Raw genomic sequence first — 26,878 nt, 5'->3', positions numbered from 1 at the left:
GGGTGCGATCTATTGCCCCTGACGCCCCGCCAGCCCCAGAAGGGCTGCCTTGTGGATCGCCTCATGCAGCGAACTGGCACCGAGCTTGCGGGTCAGCGACCGGGTCAAGGCGGTCACCGTGGTTTCCGACAGCGCCATTTCCCGCGCCAGATCGCCATAGGAGCGTCCATGGACAAGGCCTGCAATGCAGGTCAGTTCCAGCGAGGTGAGGTCCGGTCGCACAGCCCCCGCAGCCTGACGGTTCCAGATCGCGTCAAAGGTCTCGATCGTGTCGATGACCAGTCCGGGATAGCGGCTGTGCATTTCGTCGCGAACGCCGAAATACATCACCACGCTGCGGCGCGCATTCGGGTCACAGACGGGAACACAATAGCCGCCCTTCAGCCCGAACATGTTGAGCAACGTATCGAGCTGGTTGTCCAGCAGAGACGGATCGGGCGGTTCGTTCGTGCGGCAATCGAGCCCGGTGGTGAATGGAAACGGTATGTTCGTTTCTCCCAGCATGAGGAAGACCGAACATTGGGTCAGATCGCTGATCGAGCCGATCTGCGCCGCCAGGCCCTCTTCCAGGCTGTGAAAGCTCATCTTCGGGAAAATCAGTCCGCCGCGCCGCTCGCCGATATCGAGAACGGCAAAGGCCTTGAAGCCATGCGCCTGCGCGACACCCGACAGGTCGCCGTGACGGAGCGGCCGCAGCGATGGAGGGCGCTCTGTCGTTTCGGCTGCCGGTCCCGCCGGCTTGCGGGTTGTCTTGCTTCCGCCGGTGGGCGGCAACAGCCGAACGACATTGTTCATCACGGGTTTCCCTTTCGCCACCCTGCATCAGGTCGGAAATCAGAGGCCTGCCTCAAACTTCACACACGTCGGATCGCGTTTTTATACTAGATCGCTCCGGGATGGCAAAATGAAACATGGTGCCCGGACCGGCTGATTGAAGCTTTCCACCCTTTTCTTCCGCCATCGGGAAATCGCGCGAACAGGCATCAGTCTTCGCTTTCAAGCATCTCCTTGACCGTTTGCGCGAGTTGCTTGAGCGAAAAGGGCTTCGGCAGGAAACCGAATCGTGCATCTGCAGGCAGGTTCTTCGAAAACGCCTCTTCCGCATAGCCGGAAACGAAGATGAACTTTATGTCCGGCCGGCGCTTGCGCAGTTCGGTCAAGAGGGTCGGGCCGTCCATCTCCGGCATCACGACATCGGAAACCACGATGTCCACCGCCCCCTCCAGTTCCTCGAACACGTCCAGCGCCTCGATACCCGATGATGCCTCGTGCACCGTATAGCCGCGTGCGGTCAGTGCCCGCAGGCTGCCCATGCGCACCGCATCCTCGTCTTCCACCAGCAGCACCGTAGCCGACCCCGAAAGATCGGTCTGGCCCTGCTTGCCGGCGCTGGAAGCCGTCTCCCCGTCCGCCCTGGCCACCGGGGCGCCATCCGGGTCGCGCCGCTCCGCGGCCTCCGCCGGAACATGGCGCGGCAGCAGGATGGTGAACCTCGTGCCCTTGCCGACATCCGAATCGCAATAGATGAAGCCGCCCGTCTGCTTGATGATTCCATAGACCATCGAAAGCCCGAGCCCGGTGCCCTTGCCCACTTCCTTGGTGGTGAAGAAGGGCTCGAAGATCTTCTTGAGCACCTCCGGCTCGATCCCCGTTCCCGTATCGGTGACTTCGATGGCCACGAAATCGCCAGGCGCCAGGCCTTTCCAGCCGGAAGCGGCGGCCTCCCCGGCATCCATGTTGCGTGTCGCCACGGTGATCGTGCCGCCGCCCGGCATCGCGTCGCGGGCATTGACGACCAGATTGACGATCACCTGCTCGAACTGGCCCAGATCGGCCTTCACGGGCCACAGGTCGCGGCCGTGCTCCACCTTCAGGTCCACGTCGTTGCCCGCCAGGCGCGCCAGCAGCATGCGCAGATCGGCCAGCACATCGGTCAGGTTGAGCACCTGCGGCCGCAGCGTCTGCCGGCGCGAGAAGGCCAGAAGCTGGCGCACCAGCGATGCGGCGCGGTTGGCGTTCTGCTTGATGTTCATGATGTCCGGGAAGGAGGGATCGGACGCCCGGTGATTGATGAGCAGCAGGTCCGACGCCATGATGATGGCCGTCAGCACGTTGTTGAAGTCATGCGCGATACCGCCGGCCAGTTGTCCGACGGCCTGCATTTTCTGGCTTTGCGCCATTTGCGCTTCCAGCGCTTTCTGCTCGGTCGTTTCCACCGCATAGACGATGGCCGCCTCTTCCGCCTCCTCGCTGCCGGCATCCACCACGGCGTTGACATAGAAACGCATGTGCCGCTCGGGGTCTTCGGGCAGCGTGGTGTCGATCGGCGCGATCTCCGCCTTGCCCTGTTTTGCGGCGTCGAGCGCGCGGGCGAAATCGTCGCGCTGTTCCGGTGCGATCACGGCATCCAGCGTGGCATGGGCGTCCACCGTGTCACGGTCCACGATACCCGTGAACAGCGAGAGGAACGGCGCGTTGGTGCGCAGGATCCGGCCTTCCCCGTCAATGCCTGCGATTGCCATGGGAGTGGAATTGAAGAACCGGGTGAAGCGGATTTCCGCTGCCCGCGCGTCCAGTCCCGCGTGGTCGCCCTGTGCCCGGTTCAGCACGATGGACCGCGTCGGCCCGGCCCGTCCGTCGCGGCTGGCCGTCACCCGGTGCATGAAGCGCACCGGCAGCGCCTCGCCATCGTCCGTCGTGATGTCGAGATCGATCACCGCATCGCGCACGGCACCCGGTTCGGCCCTGACCGCGTTGATCTGTGCCATCCCGTCGCCGGCCACGATGGATGCCAGGGACAGCGAGCCCGGCGCGAACCGCGCGAGATCGACCCCCAGCCACGCTGCCAGCGTGGCGTTGAGATAGGTGACGCGCCCATCCGGATCCGCGGCGAAAAACCCCGCCGGCGCGTGATCGAGATGGTCGATCGCCTGCTGGAGGTCCTGGAAATAGCGCTCCTGCTCGGCGCGCTCCGCCGTGATGTCGGCAAGCTGCCAGGAGAAAAATGGCTGCCGCTGTCCCGGCATCGACACCGGCCGCACGCGCAGGCGATACCAATGCGCGCCCGGTTCCCCGCCGGGACGGATCGCCGTGGCCAGCCGGAATTCGGCATCGGCCTCCTGCCCGTCGGCAAGGCTTTGCGACAGCCGCGCCACCGGTTCCGCCGACTCCGGATTGTCCGACAGCAGGCTGCGCGGCGTCCGGATGTCGGAGATCGAGGTTGCGCCGGTAATGTCGGCATAGGCGCGATTGGCATAGATGACACGCTGCTTTGCATCCGTGACGATCATGCCCTGCGGCATGGAATCGATGAAGGCCTTGGCCAGGTCGTTGCCGGAGGCCTGCGGCGCCGCACGCACGACACCCGTGACGGTAGCGAAGAGAAAGCCCACGCCGATCATGGCCAGCAGACCGAGGAAGCCGAGCAGCAAGGGCTCACTGATGCGGTCGCGGAACACGACAAAGGCGAAGGCCGCCACGGTCAGCGCCACCGCAAACATCAGCAGCCGGGCCACCGGCCCAGGACCGGGGCCCTTGTCGATGACCGGTACCGGATAGAACTCGCCCTGTTTGTCCCGCGCCATACCTTCTGCCGTCCGCGTATGCATTTCCTGGAATCCGCCGCGCCCGATCCGGTTGGATCACATTCCGCCGCCAACCGGAAGCCCCGCCGCCGGATATGCCCGGGAAATCGCCCGAATGACGTGCATAAACAGCCATTGCCCGCGCTTCGCCCTTGCGGGCGCGCGATTGGGGCCTAATGTTCCGGTCACGGCCAAAGGGCGAAGGCCGGCAAGGAGCAGGGGAAGGAATGGCCTGATGGATTGGCTTGTCGAGACGATTGGACCGGCAGCGGCAACGGTGGTGACCTGGATGGTCGCCGTGCTGGTTGTTCTCGTGCTGCTTCTGCTGGTGCTGCGCATGCTGCGCGGGCTTTTGCCCGGCATCTATGTGCGCGGCGGCAAGAGCCGGCACCGGCTGGCCGTCGTCGATGCCGCCCCGGTCGATGCCAATCGCCGCCTCATCCTTGTCCGCCGCGACGAGGTGGAGCATCTTCTGCTGATCGGCGGCTCCGGCGACGTGATCGTCGAGACGGGCATTGGCGCGCCTGCGCTTCAGGCACAACCCGCCCCCCGCGTTCAGGAGGCGCAGAGCATCGCCCGGCAGCAGCCTTCCACCCAGCTGACAGCCCGGTCCACGCCGGCAGAGCCGCCAGCCGAGTCCATGCCGGCAGAACCGCCAGCCCGGTCCACGCCGGCAGGCGCTCCGCCGGCACCCGCGCCAAGGCCGGCACAGTCGCCAGCCCATCGCAACGCGACCGGATCTGCGCCATCGGCTGCTTCCGCCACCCCGTCACCGGCCGCCGTGGCGCGGCCGCATCCAGGCCCTGCCGGTTCCGCGGGAACCGTGACACCCGTTCCCGCTCCCCAGCCCCATACGTTTCGCGAGGCATTTCATACCCGCCGGCCGGTCGACACCGGCTCGGCCGGTGAAGTCCCCGCGCCCCTCGACATTCGCGCCACACCGCCGCAGCCATCGCCTGTCACCGCGCCCCGTCACGCCACCATGCCGGTGCCCTCTGCCGGCCACGAACGGCAAACGGATCCGCACCGGCCGGTGCGGGAGACAGCCACGCCCGATGTCTCCGGGCAAACCCGTGGCGATGACGGCGTGTCCGAAGAGGACCTGATGCGCGAATTGCAGGAGACACTGGCCCCCGTGCGCCAGTCCGCCGCGCAATCGCGGCCACAGCAGCCGGCCGCGCAGTCAAGCCGGGAAATGTCGCTCGAAGAGGAAATGTCCCAATTGCTCCAGGATCTTACCCGCGAAGGCAAAGCCTGACGAACCCGGCTCGCGATGCGCCGGGCTGGGCCGGCGGCAACCCAGGCCTTCGCTTCCGTCACGGCAAAAGAAAGGAGCGGCCACATGGACCGCTCCTGAAAAGAACAGGGCCGTGATAGCGCAATCAATCGTCGCGATAGACCTTTTCCCGCCGCTCATGGCGCTCTTGCGCCTCGATCGACAGCGTGGCGATGGGCCTCGCATCGAGACGCCGCAGCGAAATCGGCTCGCCCGTCTCCTCGCAATAGCCGTAGGTGCCCTCGTCGATACGCACCAGCGCCGCGTCGATCTTTGCGATCAGCTTGCGCTGGCGGTCGCGCGCCCGCAATTCGATGGCCCTGTCGGTTTCGGACGAGGCCCGATCCGCCAGATCGGGATGATTTTCACTTTCCTGTTGCAGCGTTTCCAGCGTTTCGCGCGCTTCGCGCAGGATGTCGTTTTTCCAGTTGATGAGCTTCTCGCGGAAATACGCTTTCTGCCGCTCATTCATGAAAGGCTCGCTGTCCGACGGCACGTAGTCCGTATCAATGAGTTCCGACATGCAATTCACCCGCTTTCCTTGACCAGAGATATGTACGCCCTTTTTCTTGCGGCAAGCCGCTAACGCGTTAACGCGAAAGATTTGCGACAAATCTTTCCACCGATAAAAAGCAAACTCTGTGCCACACTGCCTCCCACTTGCATATTGGCGCCTTTTGCCGCCCGAGAGGCCGCATACCCTCGAGCGAAAAGCGAGAACGGGCGTGCCGCCGTTCGGTCAATTGCCGCTGTTTCAGGCATGTCCGGCGAGGAATCGCCGAACTGCCGCGCACCTGCCTCGCGATTGCCGGGTGCTTTATCGCAGCAAGTTGCGAAAGACAAGACAAGCCTTTCAAATTGTTGGTTTTTTCGATGAAAATTGCACAGCGCGCACAAGAATGGAAAGGCTCGCGCAAGACCAATTGCGGCTTTTTCGCGAGGGCCTATCATCCATCCGGCCAATTGCACCGGCTTTTGGCCATTCCTAATTTGTCGGGCAGACCAATACCAGATTTTTCCGGAACGGGACAGATTTTGTGTCACATCCGGAAAGGGGCGGCTTCGCCGCGGAAGGAGCGCCGATGAGTCGGCTGTATTTGATGCGCCACGCCCGCGCGGCCTGGCCGGCGCCGGGCATGCGCGATTTTGACCGTCCGCTCGAACCGGGGGCGGAAGGCGATGCCCAGGCGATCGGCCTCGCCATGCGTGCCAACGGGCAGCGTCCGCAGAAGATCCTCTGCTCCTCCTCCCGCCGCACCCGCCAGACCTGGGAGAGGCTGGCCGACGGGCTGGAAATGGACCCGGCCGACGCCGAATACCGCGACGAACTCTACTGCAACGATGCCGCCGGCTATGTCGAAATGATACGCCGGGACGGCACAAGCGGCTCGATCCTGCTGATCGGCCACAACCCCATGCTGGAGGATCTGGCCTTCGCCCTGTCCAAGCGTGGTGGCGAGAGCGACAGCGCGACCATGGAGGACGGGTTTGCGCCCTGTGGCCTTGCCGTCATCGATTTCGAGACGCCTCTGAGCGAGATCGCCCCCGGCAAGGGGCGCCTGCGCCTGTTCATGACGCCCGAAGACCTCTGAGAACGGGCGCACCGGGGGTCGGCTTCCTTTCAAACCGCTTTTGGCACGCCTATATCCGGCGTGAGACAGGAAAGGGCAAAGTCGGCATGGCCGCTTCAATGACGACGATCACGGATGAGGCGCGCATCGCCCTCGACACGCTGGGCGACCGGCTTTCCGGCCTGGCCGACCCTTCGTTGCGCCTCGGCGTGACCGGCCTGTCGCGCTCTGGCAAGACCGTCTTCATCACCGCTCTCGTGCACAATCTGGTGCATGGCGGCCGCCTTCCCCTGTTCGAGCCGCACAAGTCGGGCCGCATCTCGCGCGCCTACCTTCAGCCGCAGCCCGACGACCAGGTGCCCCGCTTCCAGTATGAGGACCATGTTCGCGCGCTTGTGGAAGAGCGGATGTGGCCGCAATCCACCCGCGCCGTCTCGCAATTGCGCCTGACCGTCGAATACGAATCGGCCGGCGGCTGGGGCCGGCTTTTTTCCGGCGGGCGGCTTTCGGTCGACATCGTCGACTATCCGGGCGAATGGCTGCTCGACCTGCCCTTGCTGGCACTGGATTATGCCGCCTTCGCCCGCGAGTCGCTGGAGCTCGCGGCCACTCCGGTGCGCCGCGACCTCGCCGCCGACTGGCTGGCCATGGCCGCTTCGGCCGATCCCTATGCCGGGGCAAGCGAGCAGCAGGCGCAGCGCCTGACGCAATGCTTCACCGCCTATCTGCGCGCCTGCCGCGCCGATGACCGCGCCCTTTCCACCCTGCCGCCGGGGCGCTTTCTCATGCCCGGTGACATGGAAGGTTCTCCCGCCCTCACCTTCGCCCCGCTGCCGCTGGAAGCCGGCAAGGCCCTGCCGAAGGACAGTCTCGCCGCCATGATGCAAAGGCGTTACGAGGCCTACAAGACCCATGTCGTCAAACCCTTCTTCCGCGAGCACATCACGCGCCTCGACCGGCAGATCGTTCTGGTCGACGCCATGCAGGCGCTCAATGCCGGCCCGGCTGCCCTTGCCGATCTCGAACGCGCCCTGACAGGCGTCATGGCCTGTTTCCGCCAGGGCAGCGGCAATCTCCTCACCAGCCTGTTCTCGCGCCGCATCGAGCGGATCCTGATTGCCGCCACCAAGGCCGACCACATCCACCACGAAAGCCACGACCGGCTGCAGGCCATCGTGCGCCGCCTCGTCGATCGCGCCATCGAGCGCGCGCGCTTTTCCGGCGCCGAAGTGGATGTGCTGGCCATGGCCGCCGTGCGCGCCACCCGTGAAGGCACGGTGGCGCAGGGCGGCGAGACCTTGCCGGTGATCGTTGGCCAGCCCCTGGCGGGTGAACGCATCGGCACGGACGTGTTTGACGGCGAACGGGAAACCGCGGTATTTCCAGGCGACCTGCCGGCCGATCCCCGGTCAGTCTTCGACCAGGCTGACGCGGAAGCCGGCCGGAGCAACGGGGACATGCTGCGCTTTGTCCGCTTCCGCCCGCCCCGGCTGGAGCGCACCGCCGAAGGCGTGACCCTCTCCCTTCCCCACATCCGGCTCGACAGGGCCCTGCAGTTTCTCATCGGAGATCAGCTCGCATGACCGATTCCCGGCGCCGACCGGCCGCATTTTCCGTTGCGCCGGAAGAGACCGGCGAGCCATCGTCACGGTTTCAGGAAGCCCCGCCGCGCCGACAGCGCAAGCCCTCGGCCGTGAGCGGCGACGCCATGGCCCGCGTCACGCCCGAAACCGAAGACCCCTTCCTGGCGGAAGCATTGGAAGACGAGGTGGCTCCCTTGCCGCCACCGACGGCACGCGGATTTTCGCTTGCCCGGATTTTCGCCATTGCCTTCGGCCTGCTTGTGTCCCTGTCGGTCGGCCTGTGGATCGATTCGCTGGTGCGTGACCTGTTTTCCCGCGCCGACTGGCTCGGCTGGACAGCCGCGGGACTGGCCGGCCTCGCCGCCCTCGCCCTGCTCGGCATCCTGATCAGGGAAATGTTGGCGCTCGCCCGGCTTTCCGGCATCGCCCGCCTGCAGACAGATGCCGCCGACGCGCTTGTCCACCACGATACGCGCAAGGCGCGCGCGGTTGTCGCCGGCCTTCAGGTTTTGCTCAAGGACAAGCCCGAACTGGCCGCCGGCCGGGCGCTCCTGGCACGCCAAAAGAAGGAAGTCATCGACGGTCCCGACCTGCTCAGGCTTGCCGAAAGCGATCTTCTCGGGCCACTCGACGAAGAGGCAACCCGTCTGGTCGTGGATGCGGCCCGGCGCGTTTCGGTCGTCACTGCCGTCAGTCCGCGCGCAATCGTCGATCTCGGCTACGTCCTTTTCGAGGCAGCGCGCCTCATCCGGCGCATCTCCGCCGCCTATGGCGGGCGTCCCGGCACGCTTGGCTTCCTGCGCCTCATCCGCTCCGTTGTCTCGCATCTGGCCGTGACGGGAACGCTCGCGGCCACCGACAGCCTTGTCGGGCAGGTGCTCGGGCACGGCATCGCCTCCCGCCTGTCAGCGCGTCTGGGCGAGGGAATCGTCAACGGCCTGATGACGGCGCGAATCGGCCTGGCGGCCATGGATGCCTGCCGGCCCATGCCTTTCACCGCGCGCAAGAGACCCGGCCTTGGTGGCATCCTTGCAACACTGACGCGCATTTCAGGCGGACCTCCAGCGGACGCAAGCGCGGGAAAGCGGTGACGGGCTTGCGGCAGCGCCCGTATTCACGCAGTCTCAAGATGGCCGGTACAAGAAAGCCTTAACCATTCTTGGTAATCATCCGGCCCATCAGTTCCTGCCACGCCAACGGGTTTCACAATGCTCAAAAGCGCCGCCACCACCGCCGCCATTCTGCTGGCCGCCACCTCCGCCACCATGGAGGGCGCGTCCGCGTCGGACCGTGACCAGGCGTTTTTCCGTTCGCTCGCCGGTGAATGGTCCGGCCCCGGCGAGATCGTCGCCGGCAAGTACAAGGGCACCAAGTTCGTCTGCAATTTCACCGGCGAACCGCCCGCCTCCCGCGTCGGCGTGACGCTGGACGGCACCTGCCGTGTCGGCATCTTTTCCCAGAAGATGCAGGCCAGCATCGAGAAGCGCGGCCGCGGCTATCGCGGCAAGTTCCTCGACGGCGCCAAGGGCAAGGGCCTGGATGTCGTTTCCGGCAATGTCGATGGCGAGCGCGTGGTCCTGTCGCTGGTGCGCAACAAGCTGCGCGGCGCGATGCTGGCGCGCCTTTCCGGCAAGGACGCCATGAACGTGACGGTATCCGTGAAGGTGGACAAGGAAATGGTCCCGGTCATCGGCATCAGCCTCAAGCGCACCGACGCCAGCGTCACCGGCTCGGTCCGGCGATAACGTCCTTGCAAGCCGCAAGCATATGAAGCCGGCCTATGCGCCGGCTTTTTTCATGGGCAGGGGCGCGCGCCACCAGTCCGCCGCCCGTTGCAGCCGCTTCATCCCCTGCTGGTCGCATTGCGCTGCCAGCGAACCGGCCGTTGCCCCTTCCAGCATGACGTCCGGAGCGATTTCCGCCAGCGGGACGAGCACGAATGCCCGCTCACGGGCGCGCGGATGGGGAATCGTCAGCCCCGGCTCGTCCACGGGTGGACGCGCGTGGGCAAGAATGTCGATATCGATCGTGCGCGGCCCCCAGCGCAGTTTCCGCTCCCTTCGCCAGTGCTGTTCAAGGGCAAGACAGGCATCGAGCAGCGCTTCCGGCGCGAGCGACGTTTCAATCGCCGCGCAACAATTCAGGAAATCCGGCTGGTCCTCTACCCCCCATGGCGGCGTGCTGAACAGGCCGGAAACCGCCGTCACCCGCGTGTCCGCGCGATGGTCCAGCGCCTGGAGCACACCAGCCATGGCAGCTTCCACCGCGCCGACATTGCCGCCCAGGCCAAGCCATACGGCATCGGCGGGTTCACTCCTGCGGCCAGGCAACCGTCACCTCGACATGGTCCAGCACACCGGGAACCGGCGCATTGGGCTTGCGCACAGTGATCTCGGCGCGGCTGATCTGCGGAAAATGCTCGCACAGGGATTTCGCGCATTCCAGCGCCAGCGCCTCGATCAGGTAGCGCCGCTTTCCCGTGATGATCCGTTCGATGGCGGTGAAGGCCGTGCCGTAATCCACGGTATTCTCGATCGAATCGCGAACGAGGGCATTGCCGGCATCCACCGTCAGTTCCGCGTCCACGTAGAAGCGCTGGCCCAGCCTCTCCTCCTCGTCATGCACGCCGTGGCGGGCGAAGAAGGCGCAGTTCTTCATCCGGATCGTGTAGATGCTCATGAGCCTGCTTCCTTCGATTGCGGCATTTCGGCCATCATCGCATCCGCGATGCGCATCGCATCCCGATTGATTGCGACATCATGCACCCGGATTACGGCAGCGCCCTTCACGCGCAGCAGCGCCGTCGTGGCGGCCGTGCCGATATCGCGCCCGTCGCCCTCGCGCCCGGTCGCATGCCCGACGAAGCGCTTGCGCGACGTTCCGGCCAGAAGCGGGTAGCCCAGCGCGTGCAACTCGCCGAACCGCGCCATCAGCGCGAAATTCTCATGCGCATCCTTGGCGAACCCGAAACCCGGATCGAGCATGATCTGTTCCGCAGCCACACCGGCACCGGCTGCGATCTGCAAGGACCGTTCGAGGAAGAGCCGCTGGTCGGCAATGACATCGGCCAGCCGTTCGCGCTCGCGCCCCGTATGCATGATGACCAGGCCGGCGCCGGTTTCGGCTGCCAGCCTGGCGATCGCCGGTTCCCGCTGCAGCCCCCACACATCATTGACGATATGCGCTCCGGCTTCCACCGCCAGCCGGGCGGTCTGCGCGCGATAGGTATCGACGGAAATGACCGGGCCGTCCTTGCCCGACAGCGCCCGGATGACGGGGAGCACGCGCTCCTGCTCACTGGCGGCGCTGACAGGCTCGGCGCCCGGACGGGTCGATTCCCCGCCGATGTCGATGATCGCGGCGCCTTCCGCGATCATCCGCCGCGCCTGCTCCAGCGCCCGGTCCACAGCATCGAAACGCCCGCCGTCCGAAAAGGAATCGGGCGTGACATTGAGGATCCCCATCAGGATTCCCTCACGGCCCAGGCGCAGGCTGCGGCCATGGGCAAGCTGCCAGTTTCTCGATTTCATGGGACATTCCCTGACCGCCGGAAGAACTGCGGGCACCTTTGGGCGCATGACGCAGGAAAATCAATTCCTTTCGCGCCGGCCGCCGAAACCCGGCCGCATGTCAAAGCGTTTGCATTTGGTGCCGGGGCGGACCAGAGTGTTTTTACCGGGGAGCCCTTCATGCCGTTTCGACCGCTTTCATTCGCCCTTTTCCTGTCATGCCTGGCGGCCGCTCCTTGCCTGGCGGCCGAGATCAGCACGGCGAAGAAATACTACCAGATCGGCGGCGCGACCGTGCAGGAGATCCAGCGGCAGCTTGAAAGGCACGGTCCCAGGCTCGGTGGCCACAAGGGGCATCCTGCCGCCACGCGCATGGAGTTCAAGACCCGCGTCGAATATGCCGAGAAGGCAAGCGCCTGCCGCATTTCGCAAGTTCGGGTCCGCCTCGTCGCCACCATGACACTGCCGCGCTGGAAGCGCCCCGGCGGAGCATCCCCCGAAACGGCCCGGTTCTGGAACGCGCTCGACCAGGACATCCTGCGCCACGAGAACCATCACGTCGACATTGCCGCCGACCACGCCCGCAAGCTTGAACGCGCCCTGGACCGCCTGCCCGCGCGCAACCGCTGCGCGGCGCTGGAAAAGGAGGTGGGACGCGTCACCGACCGTATCATGAAAGCGAATGACGAGGCCCATGCCGCCTTCGACCGCAAGGAAGGCAATGAATTCGAACGGCGCCTCGAAAAGCTCATCGCCAGGCGCGGGCGCAGCACGAATTGAGACGAATTCGGCTGTGGGTTAGCGCCGCCGGGCCAGCCTTGCGGGTTGAACCCGCCGCGCCGGCTTGGCAACAGGAGGGATGAAACCGGGCACCGCCGATTCGCCCCCGCCCCGACGAGACAACCTGTTCGCCAATGAAGATTGACATCGACATGGGAACCGCGCCGGCCGGCGCGCCCGCGCTCATCGACCTGGAAGAACTTCTGGCCACGCGCCTGCTGGTGCAGGGCAATTCCGGCTCTGGCAAATCGCATCTGCTGCGCCGGCTTCTTGAGCAGAGCGCGCCCTGGGTGCAGCAATGCATCGTCGATCCGGAAGGGGATTTCGTCACCCTGGCAGACCGCTTCGGGCACCTGGTGGTGGATGCCAACAGGCCACTGGAGGAACTGGAGGTGATTGCCGCGCGGGTGCGCCAGCACCGCGTTTCCACCGTGCTCAATCTGGAAGGCCTTGAGATCGAGGGCCAGATGCGCGCCGCAGCGTCCTTCCTCAACGCCCTTTTCGATGCCGAGCGCGACCATTGGTATCCCATGCTTGTCGTCGTCGACGAAGCGCAGATGTTCGCTCCGGTTGCCGCTGGCGAATTCTCCGACGACGCCCGCCGTGCCTCGCTGGGCGCCATGACCAACCTGATGTGCCGTGGCCGCAAGCGCGGCCTGGCCGGCGTCATCGCCACCCAACGCCTCGCCAAGCTGGCCAAGAACGTGGCGGCGGAGGCATCCAACTTCCTGATGGGCCGCACCTTCCTCGACATCGACATGGCGCGGGCGGCCGATCTTCTGGGCATGGAACGCCGTCAGGCAGAGATGTTCCGCGACCTCAAGCGCGGCCATTTCGTCGCGCTCGGCCCGGCCCTGTCGCGCCGTCCCGTGCCCTATGTGATCGGCGGGGTGGAGACCTCGGCCCGCTCCTCCAGCCCGAAACTGATGCCCTTGCCTGAGACCCCGGCCGACGCTCGCGACCTCATCCTCAAGGATGCGGCCATGGAAGCTGCACGTCCGGTTCGCCGCGCCGCCAGGCCCGCCCCGCCACCGCCCGCCGAAGGCATTCTCGAACAGCTTGCCCGTGCCGCGGACCAGCGCGCCGCGCAGGCCGCCGCCCCCCCCCTGTCACAAGGGGAAGAGGCACCGGCCCCGGTGGATGAAGCCGAGCGCGAGGCCGGCCTTGACGCTGTCATGGCAGACCTGATGGCGGATCCCGAAGCCGGTTTTCGCACCGATGCCGAACTGTTCCAGGATTTCCTCGTGCGCTGCCGCATCCGCCGCATTCCCGGCGATGCGCCAGCCATGGGCGCCTTCAGGAACCGCCTCGCGGTGGCGCGCGCAGGCGTCGGCGCTCAGACGGCGGCCACGGGGGAATGGGCGTCGGCGGTGGCTCTGTCACGCGGACTGCCGGAAGACCTCCAGGGTGTCTTCCTGCTCGTGGCCCGCGCGGCGATCGAACAGGCGCCCTGCCCCTCGGATGCCACCCTTGCGCGGGCCTATGGCAGCCATTCCCCGCGCCGCGCGCGCCGTTTTCTGGCCTTCTTCGAGGAACACGGCCTCATCGTTCTGCGCAACGACCTCAAGGGCCGGCGCATCGTGGCTTTCCCCGATCTTCAATCGGAAACCGCACCGGGCGATCCGGAAGGTCCCGATCTTCTCGCGTCCTCGCGCACCGCCGCCGAGTGATGCATGCCGGCAGCGACGATCCGGCGGCGGATCAGGCCTGCCGTTCCGGCACGTGGACGACAAGACCGTCGAGCGCCTCGGAAACAATGATCTGGCATGAAAGCCTCGATGTCGGCTTCGGCTCATGGGCGAAGTCGAGCATGTCCTCTTCCATGGCCTGCGGCGCGCCGGTCCTTTCCAACCAGGCCTCGTCGACATAGACATGGCAGGTGGCGCAAGCGCATGCGCCGCCGCATTCCGCCTCGATTCCGGGTACGGAATTCTTGATGGCGTTCTCCATCACGGTGGTGCCGTTCTCGGCCTCGATCTCATGGCGTACGCCATCGTGGGTGACGAAGGTGATATGGGTCATGGGCCTCCGGGTCCAGTCTTCGCGTTCGTTTGGCGAACGCTCTAACCCATCAACGCCTCAAGTCAACTCGCCCGTCGCGTGCCGGCCCCGATTTCGACTCAGCGGCAGATGGCAGCGATGAAATCGCGCACGGCGCCCACCTCGCGCGCCAGCCCGGCAATCGCCCTGGCTTCCATCGGTGTGCCTTCGACGCGCTCGCAGGATGCCGCCAGCCGCATGGCGCCAATGCTGCGCGCCGATCCCTTCAGCGTATGCACAAGGCGTTTGCGCGCCGCCGCGTCGGCGGAGGCGATGGCGTCGAGCGTCAGCGCGGCCTGCTGGGCGAACATGGCCAGCACATCCTGCTCCAGCGCACGATCGCCCGATGTCTGCTTTTCCAGTTGGTCCATGTCGATGGGCCTCCTGGAGGCCTTCGGACAGGTTTCCCCGCCAGGCCGGTCAAAGGCGACATTTTCCCTTTTGCACGCTGCCATGATGCTGTCCCCGCTTTGTCCTGACAGCCTGGATGATGGCATGAAGCCTGTGGAGATCGGGTTAACGCCTGCATTTGCCACATCTTCTTCATGCTTTTGCCGGATTCGCGCCTGAAAAATCCGAACGGGAAATGCCGCTGGCCACAGGCTGTTAACCTTATGTTTAAACATTTAAGCATCGCCGCGTTTGCCGGTTTCAATTCCCTCGGTGTGCCACTACGATACGCAGTGTTGGAGTAACGTGGGGCTCGAACTGCGTCCGGAGGCAGGGACCGGATGTGTGCGACATGCAGGCGAGTCCTGCCAGAAAGAAAGTAATGCGGTATGGCGACGACACCCAAACAGACGGCTGATCTGGACCAGGCAGTGGATTCGGCGCTTGATGAAGAGCTCGACATCGACTTCGACCTCGACGCCAGCGATGTGGAGGACATCGACCTGGATCTCGGGGATTCCCTTGATGATTTCGAGGCACGGATTGATGCCGCCGCCGGCGAGATCGCATCGGCAGGCAAGAGCGCCGACGATACGGACCCGGCGGGCGGCGCTGCTGCGGCAGCCACGGCAAGTGCGGCCGCGGGTGCGGCCGCAGCCGGCGCCGTCAAGGACCGGAAGCCCGCCATCGACCCCGCCGCCGACGCAGCATTGACACCGAAGCCTTCCGCGCAGACAGATGCCGGCAGGCAGGAAACGCCACGTCAGCCCGCTGCCATCGCCGCCGCCAATGACGACCGGCAGCGCGACCACCGTGCCCTTCTCAAGGCCATGAACCGGCGCTCCTCGACGGCCATCTACTGGGTCATCGCCGGCCTTTGCGTCGTCTGGATTCTGGGCGGCATGGCGATCGGCGACATGCTGTTCTCGCCGCAGATCTGGGAAATCTCGTCGTTCCAGGAATTCGCGACCACGCCTTACGCCATCGGCCTTTCGGTCGCGATCCTTGTTCCCTGCATGCTTTTCTGGGCCTTCGGCGTCATGGTGCGCCGCGCCCAGGACATGAAGCTCGCCGCTCAGAGCATGACGGAAATCGCCTACCGGCTGGCCGAGCCGGAACATCTGGCCACCGACCGTGTGGCCACCGTGGGCCAGGCCGTGCGGCGCGAGGTCCAGGCGCTTGGCGAAGGCATAGAGCGCACGCTGGCGCGCGCCGTCGAACTGGAAACGCTCGTCCATTCGGAAGTCAACGAACTCGAACGCGCCTATTCCGACAACGAGATCCGCATCCGCACGCTGGTCGATGGCCTCGGAAACGAACGCGAGGCGGTGATTTCCCACGCCGAACGCGTGCGCTCTTCCATCTCCGGGACGCATGAACAGTTGAAGGAGGAGATGTCGCGCTCTTCCGACATCATCAAGACCAACGTGCTCGATGCCGCCCGCCAACTCGCCACCCAGATCAACCTGTCGGGCGAGAACCTTGTCAGCCGGATCAATGACAGCGGGTCTGCGATCTTCCAGACCATCGACGAGCGCACCGACGCCATCACCAACCGCATTTCCACATCGGGCGAGGCGTTCGCCAACCTGCTCGACACGCGGATCGCCACGCTGAGCGAGAGGACGGAAGCCGCTGCCGGCACCTTGTCCGCCTCCATCGACGAACGCACCCGTGCCTTGGTGGAGCGCCTGAACGAAAGCGCTGCCACGCTGACATCCGCCCTGGATGAGCGGTCCGGCAGCCTCGGCGCCGCCATCGAGGAAAAGACGGGGCGCCTGTCTTCGGTGCTCGACGAGCGCACCAGCAGCCTGTCTTCCGCGCTGGAAGAGCGGACGAATGCGCTCAATGTGATGCTGGAAGAGCGCGGCTCCGGTCTCGTTTCCCTGCTCGGCGACACGTCTGCCTCGCTGAACAGCGAATTCGACCGCCGCCTGAACGAGATCCAGGCGACGCTGGCCGAACGCGGTCAGGCGCTGATCGGCGAGTTCGAAACCCGCGCACAGGCCCTCGACACGGGAACGCAGCGGCTCAACGAGGCGCTGGAAGCCCGCGCACGCCAGATCAACGAATCCCTGCTGGAGCGTACCCGCGAGATCGCCACCACATTCAATGCCGGACGCGACGAGGTCAGCGGCCTCATCGAACAGGGCAAAACGGCCATCAGCGAAGACATGGCCGGCTTCGTCTCCAACACCGGCGCCATGCTGGACGAAAAGACGGCCGCCCTGCGCAGCCGCCTGGAGGAAAACGCCGCCACCATAGCCGCCGGCCTGGAAGAGCGGACCACGGCCATCACCGGCGCGTTCGAGGAAAAGTCGGCCATCATTGCCGACACATTCAACGAAAAGACGGCCGCCATAACCGGCGCTTTCGATGAGAAGACGACCGCCCTGACCGGTGCGCTCGACGAAAGGGCCGCGGCGATCACGGGCAATCTTGAGCAGCGCACCACGGCCATAACCAGCGCCTTCGACGAAAGGACGGCGGCCCTCACCGGTTCGTTTGACGAGAAGACGGCTGCCATTGCCAGCCGGTTCGAGGAAACCGCCGGCACCCTTTCCAGCCGGCTGGACGAAACCGCGCGCAATGCCGGCAGCCATGTCGAGGAAACCTCCGAAAAGCTGGTCTCCCGTGTGGAAGCCGCGGCCAATTCCATTCGCAACAATCTTGCCGCAACCGCAGGCTCGGTCACCGAACGGATGGTCGAAACCGCGACCGATCTCAGCAGCCGTGTCGACAGTACCGGCGCCTCTGTCACCTCACAGATCAGTGAGACCGGAAACGCCGTGACCGGCAGGTTGAGCGAGACGGCCGAGACGATCCGCATCCAGCTCGATTCGACGGCCACGGGGATCACCGGGCGGCTGGACGAAACCGCCGGTGCCATTCGCAGCCGCTTCGATACGGCAGCGGACGAAGTGACCGGCAGGCTCTCGGCGAATTCCGAGACGATTCGCCTGCGCCTCGACGAAACGGCGAGCGAAGTCGCAGGACGCCTCGACCAGACCAGTACGTCGATGGCCGGCCGTCTCAACGAGACCTTCAACCTCCTGACCGGGCAACTGGACGAGACCGCCAATCGCATGGCCATCCGCCTTGATGACGCACGCCAGCAGATCGGCGCCCTTCTGGCCGATGACATCGAGAAGGCGGCGGCGGCCCGCGACCGGCTGGCCGAGCAGCTCTCGGCCGATTTCGCGCGCACGTCCGAAAGCCGTGAGCAATTGGCCCGCTTCATTTCCGACGAGATTTCCCGCGCCGAGGCCGACCGGTCGCGCATTGCCGCCCTCATCGGAGAGGAAGTCTCGAAGATCGATGGCCACCGCCAGCAGATTCTCGACGCCATGGCGGGCGAATTCGCCCGCGCCGGCGAAGATCGCGACGCCTTCCGCGAAGCCATCTCGCGTCACCTGGAAAATTTCCAGGCTATCCGCAGCCAGATCACCGCGGATGTCGAGAAGGATGTGGAGAAGCTGGAAACCGCGTTCCTGCGCCAGTCCGGCATCATTGATGAGCGTACCTCGACCATGGAACGGGCGCTGTCGATCGGCGTGGACAATGTCCGCAAGGCGCTGGAACAAAGCGCCGGCACCGTCGCCCAGAGCCTGCGTGATCGCATCATCGAGGCGACCGCCCATCTCCAGAGCGAGACTGGCAGGAGCTTTGACGAGGCGCAGCGGCAGATCGCCGACCGCACGGCCGACCTCGAACGCGTCTTCTCCGAAGCCACGCAACGCTTCGGCGGACAGGCGGACCAGACGGTGGCCCGCGTCGAACAGGCACTCACCGATGCCGACCGCGTTCTTGCGGAAACCGTCGGCAGTTCGTCCAACGCGCTCCAGCAGCGGATCGACGCCATCATCGCCGCGCTTTCGGAAAAGGACGCCCATATCGGTGCGATGATCGAGCGCAATGCCGAGCAGGTCCGTACCGCCATCGCCGACATCGAGAACGCTTTCATGAATGTCGATGGCCGCCTTCTGGACCGGGCGACCGCGACCACCGAGCAGCTCGAGAGCCGTTCGCAGGCCATTGCCGGCATCTTCGCTGACCTGCAGTCCCGCATGGCCGGCGAAGCCGATGCCGTCGTTCAGCGTCTGGGCAACCAGATCACCGATGCGGAACGCCGGCTGGCCGATGGTGCCGAGCAGATCGCCGCGCGCCTTGGTGAAAAGGTCGCCGAATCCGAGAGCCAGTTGACCGCCAAGGCCGATGCGATCGCCGGCACGTTCCGCGCCGTCAATCAGCACATCACGCAGGGCACGAGCGACGCCGCCCGCACGATTGCGGCCAGCGCCGAGGATCTCAACGCGACACTGGCACAGCGCACGGCAGACATGTCCCGCGTCCTCGACGAGGAAGCCCGCCCGCTGGTCGAACGCTTCGCGGCGAGCGGCGATGCCATGAAGCAGACGCTGGAACAGGCGACGGCGGAGGCATCCCAGCGGCTGCGCGCCGAGAACCAGGCCCTGGTCAACGCGCTTCAGGCCCGCACGGCGGAAACACTGTCGGCCGTCGAAAGCGCCAGCACATCGCTGACCGAGAACGTCGATTCGCTGATCGGACGCCTTACCGCCTCGAACGCACGCCTCGGCCAGTTGATCGACATGGCCCGCAGCAATCTCGGCGAGGTCGACGAGCGCCTCGCCGCGACGACGGAATCCTTCTCGGCACGGGCCGAGCGGGCAGCCCAGACTTTCAGCACGTCAGCCAATATCCTGGAGACTTCGACCACCAAGCTGGGCGAACTGTCCACCGGCGCGCTCACCCAGATCGCGTCGCTGGCCCGGCGGCTGGAGGAACATGGTGAACTTCTCAACAATGCCTCCACCGTGATCGGCTCTGCCCAGGGCAATCTCGACGCCACGCTTTCGGAGCGCCGTGAAGCGCTGGAAAACCTCTCGTCCGGCCTGATTGCCAAGTCCGAGGAAATCCAGAACGCCATGCGCGGCTTCGAGGCGCTCGTTACCCGTTCCGCCAGCGCGGCCGAGGGCCGCACCCGCGACACGGCCGAGCAGATGCGCGAAGCCATCCAGCAGGTCATTGACGCCGCAACCGAGCGCTTTTCCGGCGCGACGGACGAAATCCGCCGCTCCGCCGGCGCAATCCGGTCGGAACTGGAGGCCACGCGCGAGGAATTGCGCCGCGGCGTACTCGACATGCCGGAGGAAGCCCGTGAATCGACCACGGCCATGCGCCGCGCCGTTTCCGAGCAGATCAACGCGCTCAAGGAACTGTCGGAAATCGTCACCCGGTCGGGTCGCGCCTTCGGTGTCTCGCAGCAGCCGGCTCAGCCCGCGCCGCAACCGCCGGCCCCCGCGCGCGCCGAGCGCCCTGCTCCCGCGCCCGCGCCGGCCCCGGCGCCTGCCCCGGCACCCGAGCCGCAATATCGCGCAGCGATGGACTATTCCCGCAGCGAGGCGCCTGCCCGTCCCGCAACCCCGGCACGCGAGCCTGCCCCGCAAGCAGAACAATCCGGCGGCTGGGTACAGGATCTCCTGCGCCGCGCCTCGGCTGATGAGGCACCCGCGCCGCGCCGTCCGGTGGCCGACACCCGGTCGCCGCGCCAGGTGGTCGATTCGCTGAACTCGATCTCCGTCGACATCGCCCGCGCCATCGACCACGAAGCGGCGATGGACCTGTGGAAGCGCTACTCCAACGGCGAACGGAACGTCTTCACCCGGCGTCTCTACACGCTCAAGGGACAACAGACCTTTGACGAGATCCGCAGCAAATATCAGTCCAGCGGCGAATTCCGCACCGTGGTGGACCGCTATTGCGACGATTTCGAACGGCTTCTGGCGGACGTGACCCGCAACGAGCGCGATCCCTCGGTCGCCCAAAGCTATCTCGCGTCCGAACAGGGTAAGGTCTACACCATGCTCGCCCACGCAAGCGGGCGTCTGCGCTGACCGAGGCAGACACCATCGACGAGCAATGAAAAAAGGCGGGCCTCCGGTAGCCCGCCTTTTTCTATGACTCATCCAGTGATTTGAACATCGGCGCCGGGTTGCTGGCAAAGCATCGGGCGCACCGCCCTTGTGCGCTTGCCCCGTGGCGCCCAACCCTCAGATTGCGCGCAGCGCCCATTCCACGATTTCGCCGGCCACCTGGTTGAAGGCGGCATCGAGCGCCCGCACGTAATCGCCATTCGAAGACCCCGCAAGCGGCGCCTCAGCCTCGAACACCCGCTGGCGTGCCACGACGCCGCTGCGGTCGTTCAGCAGGCGCACCGACAGCGCAACGCGCGCGCGCGGGCTTCCGCCATCGAGCAGCACTTCGAAGCTGCGCACATCCGTGATGAGCTGGTAGTCGATGGCCAGCCCTTCTCCCGGACGGCCGACACCGCGAATGCGCTCCGAGCGCTGGAAGCTCTCGATCAGCCGCGCCTGGATCACCTTCGGCAGGCGGTCGCTCCACTGCGCGCCATCCAGATAGGCGATTTCGCCGGGCGCCGGGCGCAGCATGATGTTTTCGCCATCCAGCGCCTTCAGCGCAACCGGCTCCGTGACCAGCACCTGCCGGCGCACCGTGCCAGGCCCGCTGGACGGCGGACGTGCCGCCGAAAGATCGAATGTGTCGAGCGGTTGCGGTGTGCCGCCGATGAGGGCGCAGGACGACAGCCCCACCGTCACCACGGCGGCAGCCAGGCCGCGGAAAATGCCCTTCCCGGCAAGACGAGACCTGTCAGCGCTCATTGCCGGACCCCTTCGTCCACCGGGTTACTCTCACGCTATTTACCCGGACCTGTGGAAAGGCCCGACCCCCTGTCAACACATGATTGCGCCCGGCGCACTTGTGCGCCTCCAGGGCGCAGGAGTCAACGCCGTGTTCGGCCATCGATCGTCCGGACCTCCCCTGCTCCACCGGTTATGATCCGTTGCGGATTGCGCTCCAGGTCCGTAATGGCGGATTCGATGCGGCCGATCGCCCGCCGGCCTTCCCTGACGAAGGCCTCGACATCCCTGAGGCCGGTGGTCGAGAATTGCGACAGGCCAGCGGTGATCGGGCCAAGCCGCTCGTTGAGCGTGTCCGCTACCGTGCGGAACGATCGCAGTGTCTCGCGCGCCTCGGCGAAAAGGCCCTTGCCTTCCTCGGTGTCGATCAGCCCGTCCACCTTGGACAGCAGCCCGTCGACCCGCGCCGAAGCGGCATTCAGCCGCTCCATGGTCTGGCGCGCGTCCGCGATGATCTGGTCGATATCCTCGCCCTTGCCCGCTACCCGTTCGGAGACCGAGGAAATATCCTCGCTCGCCTTGCGGAAATTGGAAACCATCACCTCGACGTCTTCCGGCTTGACCCCGGCCACGATCCGGTCCACCTGGTCGAAGGTCTGCGCCGCCTTGCCGCCAAGATCGGCCAGCGATGCGGACGCCTTCGAGACATCGGCCATGATCCTGTCCAGGTCGCCGGTCGATTCGTTGAGCCGTTTCATGAATCCGTCCGCATTGTCCACGATGCCGGCCACCTTGTCGGGATCGACCGACTTGAGCACGTCCTCGGCGGCCGCCAAAGTTGAATCGAGGCGTCCCGAAACGCCCTTCAGGCTCTCCGACAGTGAGCTGACGCTTTCCAGGAAATCATCCACGCCCTCGGCATTGTCCGCCAGGGCCTTGGAGAAGGTCTCTGCGTTTCTTGCCGTATTGGCCACCGGCCCGCCCACTTCGTCGATCACGTCCTCCAGCTTGGTGAGCATGCGGTCGGCGCGGGTCATCAGGCGCTGCGCGGTATCGGTGAGATTGCTGACACTGGACGGATTGGCGCGGATCTGGGCAATGGTTCCCTGCTCCGCGGCTTGTGCCAGAAGGTTGGGCTCGGCCGTGTTCCCGCCGCTCAGGTCGATATTGGCGGCGAAGGAAAGGCCGGCAATGACGATATTGGCGGTGGTCGATTGCGTCAGCGGCGTCAGCCGGTCCACCTTGGCCTCCGCGATGGCCAGTCCCGGCTGGTTGGGATCGATGAAGACGCGCTCCACCTGCCCCACGCGCACGCCGTTGAACAGCACCGCCGACCCGCGATCCAGGCCCGCGGCCGATCCGGGAATGAGAATTTGCAGCGGCGCGGAATCGGCATACTGGTTGGGTCGCGCCGTCCAGTAGACGAAGCCGAAGGCCGCCGCGATAAGCAACAGCGTGATGATTCCTACGGTGACGTAGTTGGCTTTCGTTTCCATCGTCTCAGGCGTCCTGTCCTGCCGGCCGCGCCACGATCTGGCGTGCCCGCTTGCCCCGGAAATAGGCCTTCACCCAAGGGTGGTCCACTTCCAGCATGCTTTCAACCGTTCCCTCCACCAGCACCTTGCGGTCGCCGAGTACCGCCACCCGGTCGCAGACCGAGAACAGGCTGTCGAGATCGTGGGTCACCATATAGACCGTCAGGCCCATCGTGTCGCGCAGGTTGGCGACCAGTTCGTCGAACTCCGCCGCGCCGATCGGGTCGAGACCGGATGTCGGCTCGTCAAGAAACACGATGGCCGGGTCCAGCGCCAGCGCACGCGCCAGCGCGGCGCGCTTGATCATGCCGCCCGACAGTTCCGACGGCTTCTTGTCGGCCGCGTCCGGTGCCAGCCCGACGAGCTCGATCTTCAGATGCGCCAGTTCGTCCATCAGCGGCCTGGGCAGATCGAGATATTCGCGCATCGGAACCTGGATGTTTTCCTTGACCGTCAGGGCGGAAAACAGGGCGCCGTGCTGGAACAGCACGCCCATGTTGGTATCGATGGCGAACTGCTCTTCCTCGTTCAGCCGGTCGAGATCATGGCCGAACAGCGTTATCGTACCCGCCTGCTTGGAATTCAGGCCCAGGATGGTGCGCAACAGCACCGACTTGCCGGCACCCGAGGCACCGACGAAACCGAGGATTTCGCCGCGTCGAACATCCAGATCCAGGTTCTCCAGCACCAGCTTGTCGCCAAAGCCGACAGTCACGCCGCGTGCGCTCAGGATCACCTCGCCCCCTTGCGCCATGGCCTTTGCATTGCCCCCGTTTGCAGCCGCCGTCATCGTCGCCTCAATAGTCGATCGCGGCGTAGAACATGGCGAACAGCCCGTCCACGACAATGACGCAGAAAATGGCCTTGACCACGGATGCCGTGACCTGCCGCCCGAGCGATTCGGCGCTGCCCTGCACGCGCATGCCCTCCATGGCGGCGATGACGCCGATGATCAGTCCCATGAAAGGCGCCTTGATCAGGCCGGAAAAGATCGTCGACAGGTCGATGCCGGTATGCATGCGCTGGATGAAGGTTTCCGGCTCGATGCCCGAATAGAACCAGGCGGTGATGATGGCACCGCCAAGAGCTGCCGCATTGGCGGCAACCGTCAGCAAGGGCATGGCGATGACGAGGGCAACAAGGCGCGGAAAGACCAGCACGCCGATGGGATTGAGGCCGATCACCGTGAGTGCGTCGATTTCCTCGCGCATCTTCATGGAGCCGATTTCGGCCGTGATCGCGCTGCCCGAACGGCCGGCCACCATGATGGCCGTCAGCAGCACGCCGATTTCGCGGAGCACGAGGATGGAGACCAGGTTGACCACGAAAATCTCGGTGCCGAAATAGCGCATCTGGAATGCACCCTGCTGCGCGATGATCGCGCCCACGATCCCCGACATCAACATGACGATCGGGATCGCACCGACGCCGACCCGGTCCAGCTGGTGAACGATGGCGGTCAGTGAAATGGCATGGCCGCGGCCGAACTTGAGCTGCGCGCCGCGGATCGTCGCCCCCAGGATATGCATGGCGAGCATGAACTGCTCCGCGAACCGGAAGACCACACCGCCGACGCCTGCGAACAGGCCGAGCAGGCCGAATCGCGCATGGCGCGCCGGCGGATGCTCGATGCCCGCCGCATCGCGCACGGCGGTCAGCAGCGTGGCGTATTCCCGCCGCGCGCCGGTGATCTCGACTGGCCTGCCGCTCTTCTGCGCCGCTGCCGCCAGCCGCTCGACCAGCCAGGCGCCGGCCGTGTCGAGATGGCCGATACCGGCAAGATCGATCACCAGCGAATCGCTCTGCTCGCGCTCCAGCCGGCGCATGGCCCTGTCGGCCGTGCCGACGCTGCGCGTCACCCAGTCGCCGCTCAGGCGCACGAGCACCGCACCGCCCTCCCGCACGGTCTCCACGACCGGAGCCGCAGGATGGCCCGCATTCGAATTCTTCACTTCTTGCCCGGACGCCTCGTTCAACATAGGAGTGTTGTAGGGCCGGTGTCCGGCCTTGTCACTTGGCATGAGCGCAGGTTGGGCAGCGCGAAGAAAGAAAACCATGACGCGTAGACTTTCCGTCACACAGGAGCGTTTTCCGATTGCCGGAACGTTCACCATTTCCCGCGGATCGAAGACCGATGCGGACGTGGTCACAGTCCATGTCGAGGAAGCCGGCGCGGCCGGCTGGGCCGAATGCGTGCCCTATGGACGCTATGGCGAGACCGTCGAGAGCGTGATGGACGAGATCGCGGCCATCGCCGATGCCGTCAGCGGCGGTCTCGACCGCACCGGCCTGATGTCCGCCATGCGGCCCGGCGCAGCCCGCAACGCCATGGATTGCGCCTTGTGGGATCTGGAATCCAAGATGACCGGCGTTCCGGCACACAGGCGCGCCTGCCGGCTCCCGCCGCGCCCCGTCGAAACGGCCTATACCGTTTCGCTTGGCCACCCGGAAGACATGGCCGACCGTGCCCGCGCCGCCGCCCATCGCCATGTCATCAAGGTCAAGGTGGGCGGCGAGGATGACATCAAGCGCCTGCACGCGGTCGCTGCCGCCGCCCCCAATTCCCATTTCATCATCGATGCCAACGAGGCCTGGACCGAGGACAATATCCGCGAAAACATGCTGGCGGCCGCCCACTACCGCGCCATCCTCGTCGAGCAGCCGCTTCCCGCCGGCCAGGACGCACTCCTGCGCGAGATTCCGCATCCCGTTCCCATTTGCGCCGACGAGAGCGTCCATACGGCAGACGATCTCGCCGGCCTGGCCGGCCTTTACGACGCCATCAACATCAAGCTCGACAAGACCGGCGGACTGACCGCGGCGCTGCATTTGCGCGATGCCGCCCACGAAATGGGCTTTGCCGTCATGGTCGGATGCATGGTGGGAACGTCCCTGGCCATGGCGCCGGCCGTCCTGCTGGCCCAGGAAGCCGAATTCGTGGATCTGGACGGACCGCTTCTGCTGGCCCGCGACCGGCACCACCCGTTGCGCTATTCCGGCTCCATCATATCGCCGCCCGAACCCGCCCTCTGGGGATAGGGCAGATCATACCGGACGCAAGGCCATGGTCAGGCTGACCGCCGGACAGGACATCAGGAGGACTTTCATGGATCTTGGCATTTCCGGCCGCAAGGCCATCGTCTGCGCGTCCAGCCGGGGGCTGGGCAAGGGCTGCGCCTGGGCGCTCGCCGAGGCCGGCTGCGAGATTACCGTGAACGGCCGCGACAAGCTGGCGCTGAATGCCACCGCCGACGAAATCCGCCAGGCGACGGGCGCCACCGTTCATGTCATTGCAGCCGACATTTCGACGCCGGACGGCCAGAAGGCCGTCCTCGACGCCTGCCCCGACCCGGACATCCTCGTCAACAACAATGGCGGCCCGCCGCGCAAGGACTTCCGCGATCTGGACCGCGGCGCCATGATCGACGGTCTCATCCAGAACATGATCACACCGCTGGAACTGATCCAGTCCGTGATGGATGGCATGGCCGGGCGCGGATTCGGCCGGATCGTCAACATCACCTCGCTGTCGGTCTACATGCCGATCGAGGGACTGGACCTGTCCTCGGGCGCTCGCGCGGGCCTGACGTCCTTCCTGGCCGGCGTGTCGCGCGGCGTGGCCGGCAAGGGCGTGACGATCAACAACCTGCTGCCCGGCAAGATGGACACCGACCGCCTGCGCGGCGGGTTTCGCATGGCTTCACAGCGGACAGGCCGCAGCGAGGACGACATCGCGGCCACCCAGGCCGCCGAAATACCGGCCCGCCGGTTCGGCAATCCGGAGGAATTCGGCAAGGTCTGCGCCTTCCTGTGTTCAAGCCACGCCGGCTACATCACCGGCCAGAACATCCTGGTCGATGGCGGGCTCTATACCAGCGCGTTCTGAGCGGCCGCAGCCGCCGGCATGACCTGCCTTCCGGACACGGCGAA

Annotated in this window: 22 protein-coding genes; 10 read left to right on the top strand and 12 right to left on the bottom strand. The window is 65.6% G+C overall.

The window, feature by feature from the left end; all coding sequences use genetic code 11:
- Positions 1–9: 9 nt before the first annotated feature.
- Complete coding sequence (locus R3D65_RS12165; protein WP_371275483.1) at positions 10–795, bottom strand: LuxR C-terminal-related transcriptional regulator; 786 nt, start codon at positions 793–795, stop codon at positions 10–12.
- 188 nt (positions 796–983) lie between these two features.
- Positions 984–3,584, bottom strand: a complete 2,601-nt coding sequence (cckA, locus tag R3D65_RS12160) for a cell cycle histidine kinase CckA (RefSeq protein WP_371275482.1) — start codon at positions 3,582–3,584, stop codon at positions 984–986.
- 235 nt (positions 3,585–3,819) lie between these two features.
- On the opposite strand from cckA, the gene R3D65_RS12155 reads away from it, so the two are divergent.
- Positions 3,820–4,842 (top strand): hypothetical protein, encoded by a 1,023-nt coding sequence (locus tag R3D65_RS12155; RefSeq protein WP_371275481.1) that lies wholly within the window; start codon positions 3,820–3,822, stop codon positions 4,840–4,842.
- A gap of 124 nt (positions 4,843–4,966) precedes the next feature.
- Here R3D65_RS12155 and dksA read toward each other — a convergent pair whose 3' ends face one another.
- A complete protein-coding gene (gene dksA, locus R3D65_RS12150; protein ID WP_371275480.1) occupies positions 4,967–5,383 on the bottom strand; it encodes an RNA polymerase-binding protein DksA in 417 nt (138 codons plus the stop codon).
- A 559-nt stretch (positions 5,384–5,942) separates the two neighbouring features.
- On the opposite strand from dksA, the gene R3D65_RS12145 reads away from it, so the two are divergent.
- The 4 genes from R3D65_RS12145 to R3D65_RS12130 all read left to right on the top strand — a co-directional run bounded on the left by R3D65_RS12145 (position 5,943) and on the right by R3D65_RS12130 (position 9,759).
- Complete coding sequence (locus tag R3D65_RS12145; RefSeq protein ID WP_371275479.1) at positions 5,943–6,452, top strand: histidine phosphatase family protein; 510 nt, start codon at positions 5,943–5,945, stop codon at positions 6,450–6,452.
- 86 nt (positions 6,453–6,538) lie between these two features.
- Positions 6,539–8,014, top strand: coding sequence for a YcjX family protein (locus R3D65_RS12140; protein WP_371275478.1), 1,476 nt, complete (start codon positions 6,539–6,541; stop codon positions 8,012–8,014).
- Positions 8,011–9,105 carry a YcjF family protein gene (locus tag R3D65_RS12135; protein ID WP_371275477.1) on the top strand — a complete coding sequence of 365 codons (1,095 nt, stop codon included), beginning with the start codon at positions 8,011–8,013 and terminating at the stop codon, positions 9,103–9,105. Before R3D65_RS12140 ends, R3D65_RS12135 begins: the two co-directional genes overlap by 4 nt.
- Before the next feature lie 117 nt (positions 9,106–9,222).
- Positions 9,223–9,759, top strand: coding sequence for a hypothetical protein (locus tag R3D65_RS12130; protein ID WP_371275476.1), 537 nt, complete (start codon positions 9,223–9,225; stop codon positions 9,757–9,759).
- A gap of 33 nt (positions 9,760–9,792) precedes the next feature.
- Here the strand turns inward: R3D65_RS12130 and folK are convergent, their stop codons facing one another.
- From folK to folP, 3 genes are read right to left on the bottom strand one after another with little or no spacing between them, the layout of a single operon-like run.
- Positions 9,793–10,344, bottom strand: a complete 552-nt coding sequence (gene folK / locus R3D65_RS12125; RefSeq protein ID WP_371275475.1) for a 2-amino-4-hydroxy-6-hydroxymethyldihydropteridine diphosphokinase — start codon at positions 10,342–10,344, stop codon at positions 9,793–9,795.
- Positions 10,325–10,693: a dihydroneopterin aldolase gene (gene folB / locus R3D65_RS12120; RefSeq protein ID WP_371275474.1), complete on the bottom strand. Its 369-nt coding sequence runs from the start codon at positions 10,691–10,693 to the stop codon at positions 10,325–10,327. Before folB ends, folK begins: the two co-directional genes overlap by 20 nt.
- A complete protein-coding gene (folP, locus tag R3D65_RS12115; protein WP_371275472.1) occupies positions 10,690–11,544 on the bottom strand; it encodes a dihydropteroate synthase in 855 nt (284 codons plus the stop codon). Before folP ends, folB begins: the two co-directional genes overlap by 4 nt.
- A gap of 159 nt (positions 11,545–11,703) precedes the next feature.
- Here folP and R3D65_RS12110 point away from each other — a divergent pair, with 159 nt between their 5' ends.
- Both R3D65_RS12110 and R3D65_RS12105 read left to right on the top strand, forming a co-directional pair.
- Entirely contained in the window at positions 11,704–12,303 is a 600-nt protein-coding gene (locus R3D65_RS12110) for a DUF922 domain-containing Zn-dependent protease (RefSeq protein ID WP_371275471.1), read from the top strand.
- Positions 12,304–12,437: 134 nt separating this feature from the next.
- Entirely contained in the window at positions 12,438–13,973 is a 1,536-nt protein-coding gene (locus R3D65_RS12105; RefSeq protein ID WP_371275470.1) for an AAA family ATPase, read from the top strand.
- Positions 13,974–14,004: 31 nt separating this feature from the next.
- Here the strand turns inward: R3D65_RS12105 and R3D65_RS12100 are convergent, their stop codons facing one another.
- Both R3D65_RS12100 and R3D65_RS12095 read right to left on the bottom strand, forming a co-directional pair.
- A complete protein-coding gene (locus R3D65_RS12100) occupies positions 14,005–14,325 on the bottom strand; it encodes a 2Fe-2S iron-sulfur cluster-binding protein (protein WP_371275469.1) in 321 nt (106 codons plus the stop codon).
- A gap of 98 nt (positions 14,326–14,423) precedes the next feature.
- On the bottom strand, positions 14,424–14,714 hold the full coding sequence (locus R3D65_RS12095) for an Hpt domain-containing protein (RefSeq protein ID WP_371275468.1): 291 nt from the start codon (positions 14,712–14,714) through the stop codon (positions 14,424–14,426).
- A gap of 408 nt (positions 14,715–15,122) precedes the next feature.
- Between R3D65_RS12095 and R3D65_RS12090 the strand changes: the two genes are divergently transcribed.
- Positions 15,123–20,648 carry a hypothetical protein gene (locus R3D65_RS12090; RefSeq protein ID WP_371275467.1) on the top strand — a complete coding sequence of 1,842 codons (5,526 nt, stop codon included), beginning with the start codon at positions 15,123–15,125 and terminating at the stop codon, positions 20,646–20,648.
- 156 nt (positions 20,649–20,804) lie between these two features.
- Here R3D65_RS12090 and R3D65_RS12085 read toward each other — a convergent pair whose 3' ends face one another.
- From R3D65_RS12085 to R3D65_RS12070, 4 genes are all read right to left on the bottom strand, one after another.
- Entirely contained in the window at positions 20,805–21,434 is a 630-nt protein-coding gene (locus tag R3D65_RS12085) for an ABC-type transport auxiliary lipoprotein family protein (protein ID WP_371275466.1), read from the bottom strand.
- Between the two features lie 122 nt (positions 21,435–21,556).
- A complete protein-coding gene (locus R3D65_RS12080; protein WP_371275465.1) occupies positions 21,557–22,909 on the bottom strand; it encodes an MlaD family protein in 1,353 nt (450 codons plus the stop codon).
- A 4-nt stretch (positions 22,910–22,913) separates the two neighbouring features.
- Positions 22,914–23,738, bottom strand: a complete 825-nt coding sequence (locus R3D65_RS12075) for an ABC transporter ATP-binding protein (protein WP_371275464.1) — start codon at positions 23,736–23,738, stop codon at positions 22,914–22,916.
- A gap of 7 nt (positions 23,739–23,745) precedes the next feature.
- Positions 23,746–24,927, bottom strand: coding sequence for an ABC transporter permease (locus tag R3D65_RS12070; RefSeq protein ID WP_371275577.1), 1,182 nt, complete (start codon positions 24,925–24,927; stop codon positions 23,746–23,748).
- A 76-nt stretch (positions 24,928–25,003) separates the two neighbouring features.
- Between R3D65_RS12070 and dgcA the strand changes: the two genes are divergently transcribed.
- Entirely contained in the window at positions 25,004–25,987 is a 984-nt protein-coding gene (dgcA, locus tag R3D65_RS12065) for an N-acetyl-D-Glu racemase DgcA (RefSeq protein WP_371275463.1), read from the top strand.
- Between the two features lie 67 nt (positions 25,988–26,054).
- Complete coding sequence (locus tag R3D65_RS12060) at positions 26,055–26,834, top strand: SDR family oxidoreductase (RefSeq protein WP_371275462.1); 780 nt, start codon at positions 26,055–26,057, stop codon at positions 26,832–26,834.
- Positions 26,835–26,878: the final 44 nt, after the last annotated feature.

Origin of the sequence: Zhengella sp., from assembly GCF_041397485.1 — a bacterium.
Classification (GTDB): Bacteria; Pseudomonadota; Alphaproteobacteria; order Rhizobiales; family Rhizobiaceae; genus Zhengella.
Note: the sequence above shows the minus strand (reverse complement) of the source record. Positions and strands in the feature narration are given on the sequence as shown.

Bases quoted from the DNA above. Each gene is read 5' to 3' on its own strand.
- R3D65_RS12090 (WP_371275467.1), top strand. From the start codon at position 15,123: ATGGCGACGACACCCAAACAGACGGCTGATCTGGACCAGGCAGTGGAT.
- R3D65_RS12060 (WP_371275462.1), top strand. From the start codon at position 26,055: ATGGATCTTGGCATTTCCGGCCGCAAGGCCATCGTCTGCGCGTCCAGC.
- R3D65_RS12145 (WP_371275479.1), top strand. From the start codon at position 5,943: ATGAGTCGGCTGTATTTGATGCGCCACGCCCGCGCGGCCTGGCCGGCG.
- folB (WP_371275474.1), bottom strand. From the start codon at position 10,693: ATGAGCATCTACACGATCCGGATGAAGAACTGCGCCTTCTTCGCCCGC.
- R3D65_RS12135 (WP_371275477.1), top strand. From the start codon at position 8,011: ATGACCGATTCCCGGCGCCGACCGGCCGCATTTTCCGTTGCGCCGGAA.
- R3D65_RS12095 (WP_371275468.1), bottom strand. From the start codon at position 14,714: ATGGACCAACTGGAAAAGCAGACATCGGGCGATCGTGCGCTGGAGCAG.
- R3D65_RS12155 (WP_371275481.1), top strand. From the start codon at position 3,820: ATGGATTGGCTTGTCGAGACGATTGGACCGGCAGCGGCAACGGTGGTG.
- R3D65_RS12100 (WP_371275469.1), bottom strand. From the start codon at position 14,325: ATGACCCATATCACCTTCGTCACCCACGATGGCGTACGCCATGAGATC.
- R3D65_RS12130 (WP_371275476.1), top strand. From the start codon at position 9,223: ATGCTCAAAAGCGCCGCCACCACCGCCGCCATTCTGCTGGCCGCCACC.
- dksA (WP_371275480.1), bottom strand. From the start codon at position 5,383: ATGTCGGAACTCATTGATACGGACTACGTGCCGTCGGACAGCGAGCCT.
- R3D65_RS12075 (WP_371275464.1), bottom strand. From the start codon at position 23,738: ATGACGGCGGCTGCAAACGGGGGCAATGCAAAGGCCATGGCGCAAGGG.
- folP (WP_371275472.1), bottom strand. From the start codon at position 11,544: ATGAAATCGAGAAACTGGCAGCTTGCCCATGGCCGCAGCCTGCGCCTG.
- R3D65_RS12105 (WP_371275470.1), top strand. From the start codon at position 12,438: ATGAAGATTGACATCGACATGGGAACCGCGCCGGCCGGCGCGCCCGCG.
- R3D65_RS12110 (WP_371275471.1), top strand. From the start codon at position 11,704: ATGCCGTTTCGACCGCTTTCATTCGCCCTTTTCCTGTCATGCCTGGCG.
- dgcA (WP_371275463.1), top strand. From the start codon at position 25,004: ATGACGCGTAGACTTTCCGTCACACAGGAGCGTTTTCCGATTGCCGGA.
- R3D65_RS12080 (WP_371275465.1), bottom strand. From the start codon at position 22,909: ATGGAAACGAAAGCCAACTACGTCACCGTAGGAATCATCACGCTGTTG.
- R3D65_RS12165 (WP_371275483.1), bottom strand. From the start codon at position 795: ATGAACAATGTCGTTCGGCTGTTGCCGCCCACCGGCGGAAGCAAGACA.
- R3D65_RS12085 (WP_371275466.1), bottom strand. From the start codon at position 21,434: ATGAGCGCTGACAGGTCTCGTCTTGCCGGGAAGGGCATTTTCCGCGGC.
- R3D65_RS12070 (WP_371275577.1), bottom strand. From the start codon at position 24,927: ATGTTGAACGAGGCGTCCGGGCAAGAAGTGAAGAATTCGAATGCGGGC.
- cckA (WP_371275482.1), bottom strand. From the start codon at position 3,584: ATGGCGCGGGACAAACAGGGCGAGTTCTATCCGGTACCGGTCATCGAC.
- R3D65_RS12140 (WP_371275478.1), top strand. From the start codon at position 6,539: ATGGCCGCTTCAATGACGACGATCACGGATGAGGCGCGCATCGCCCTC.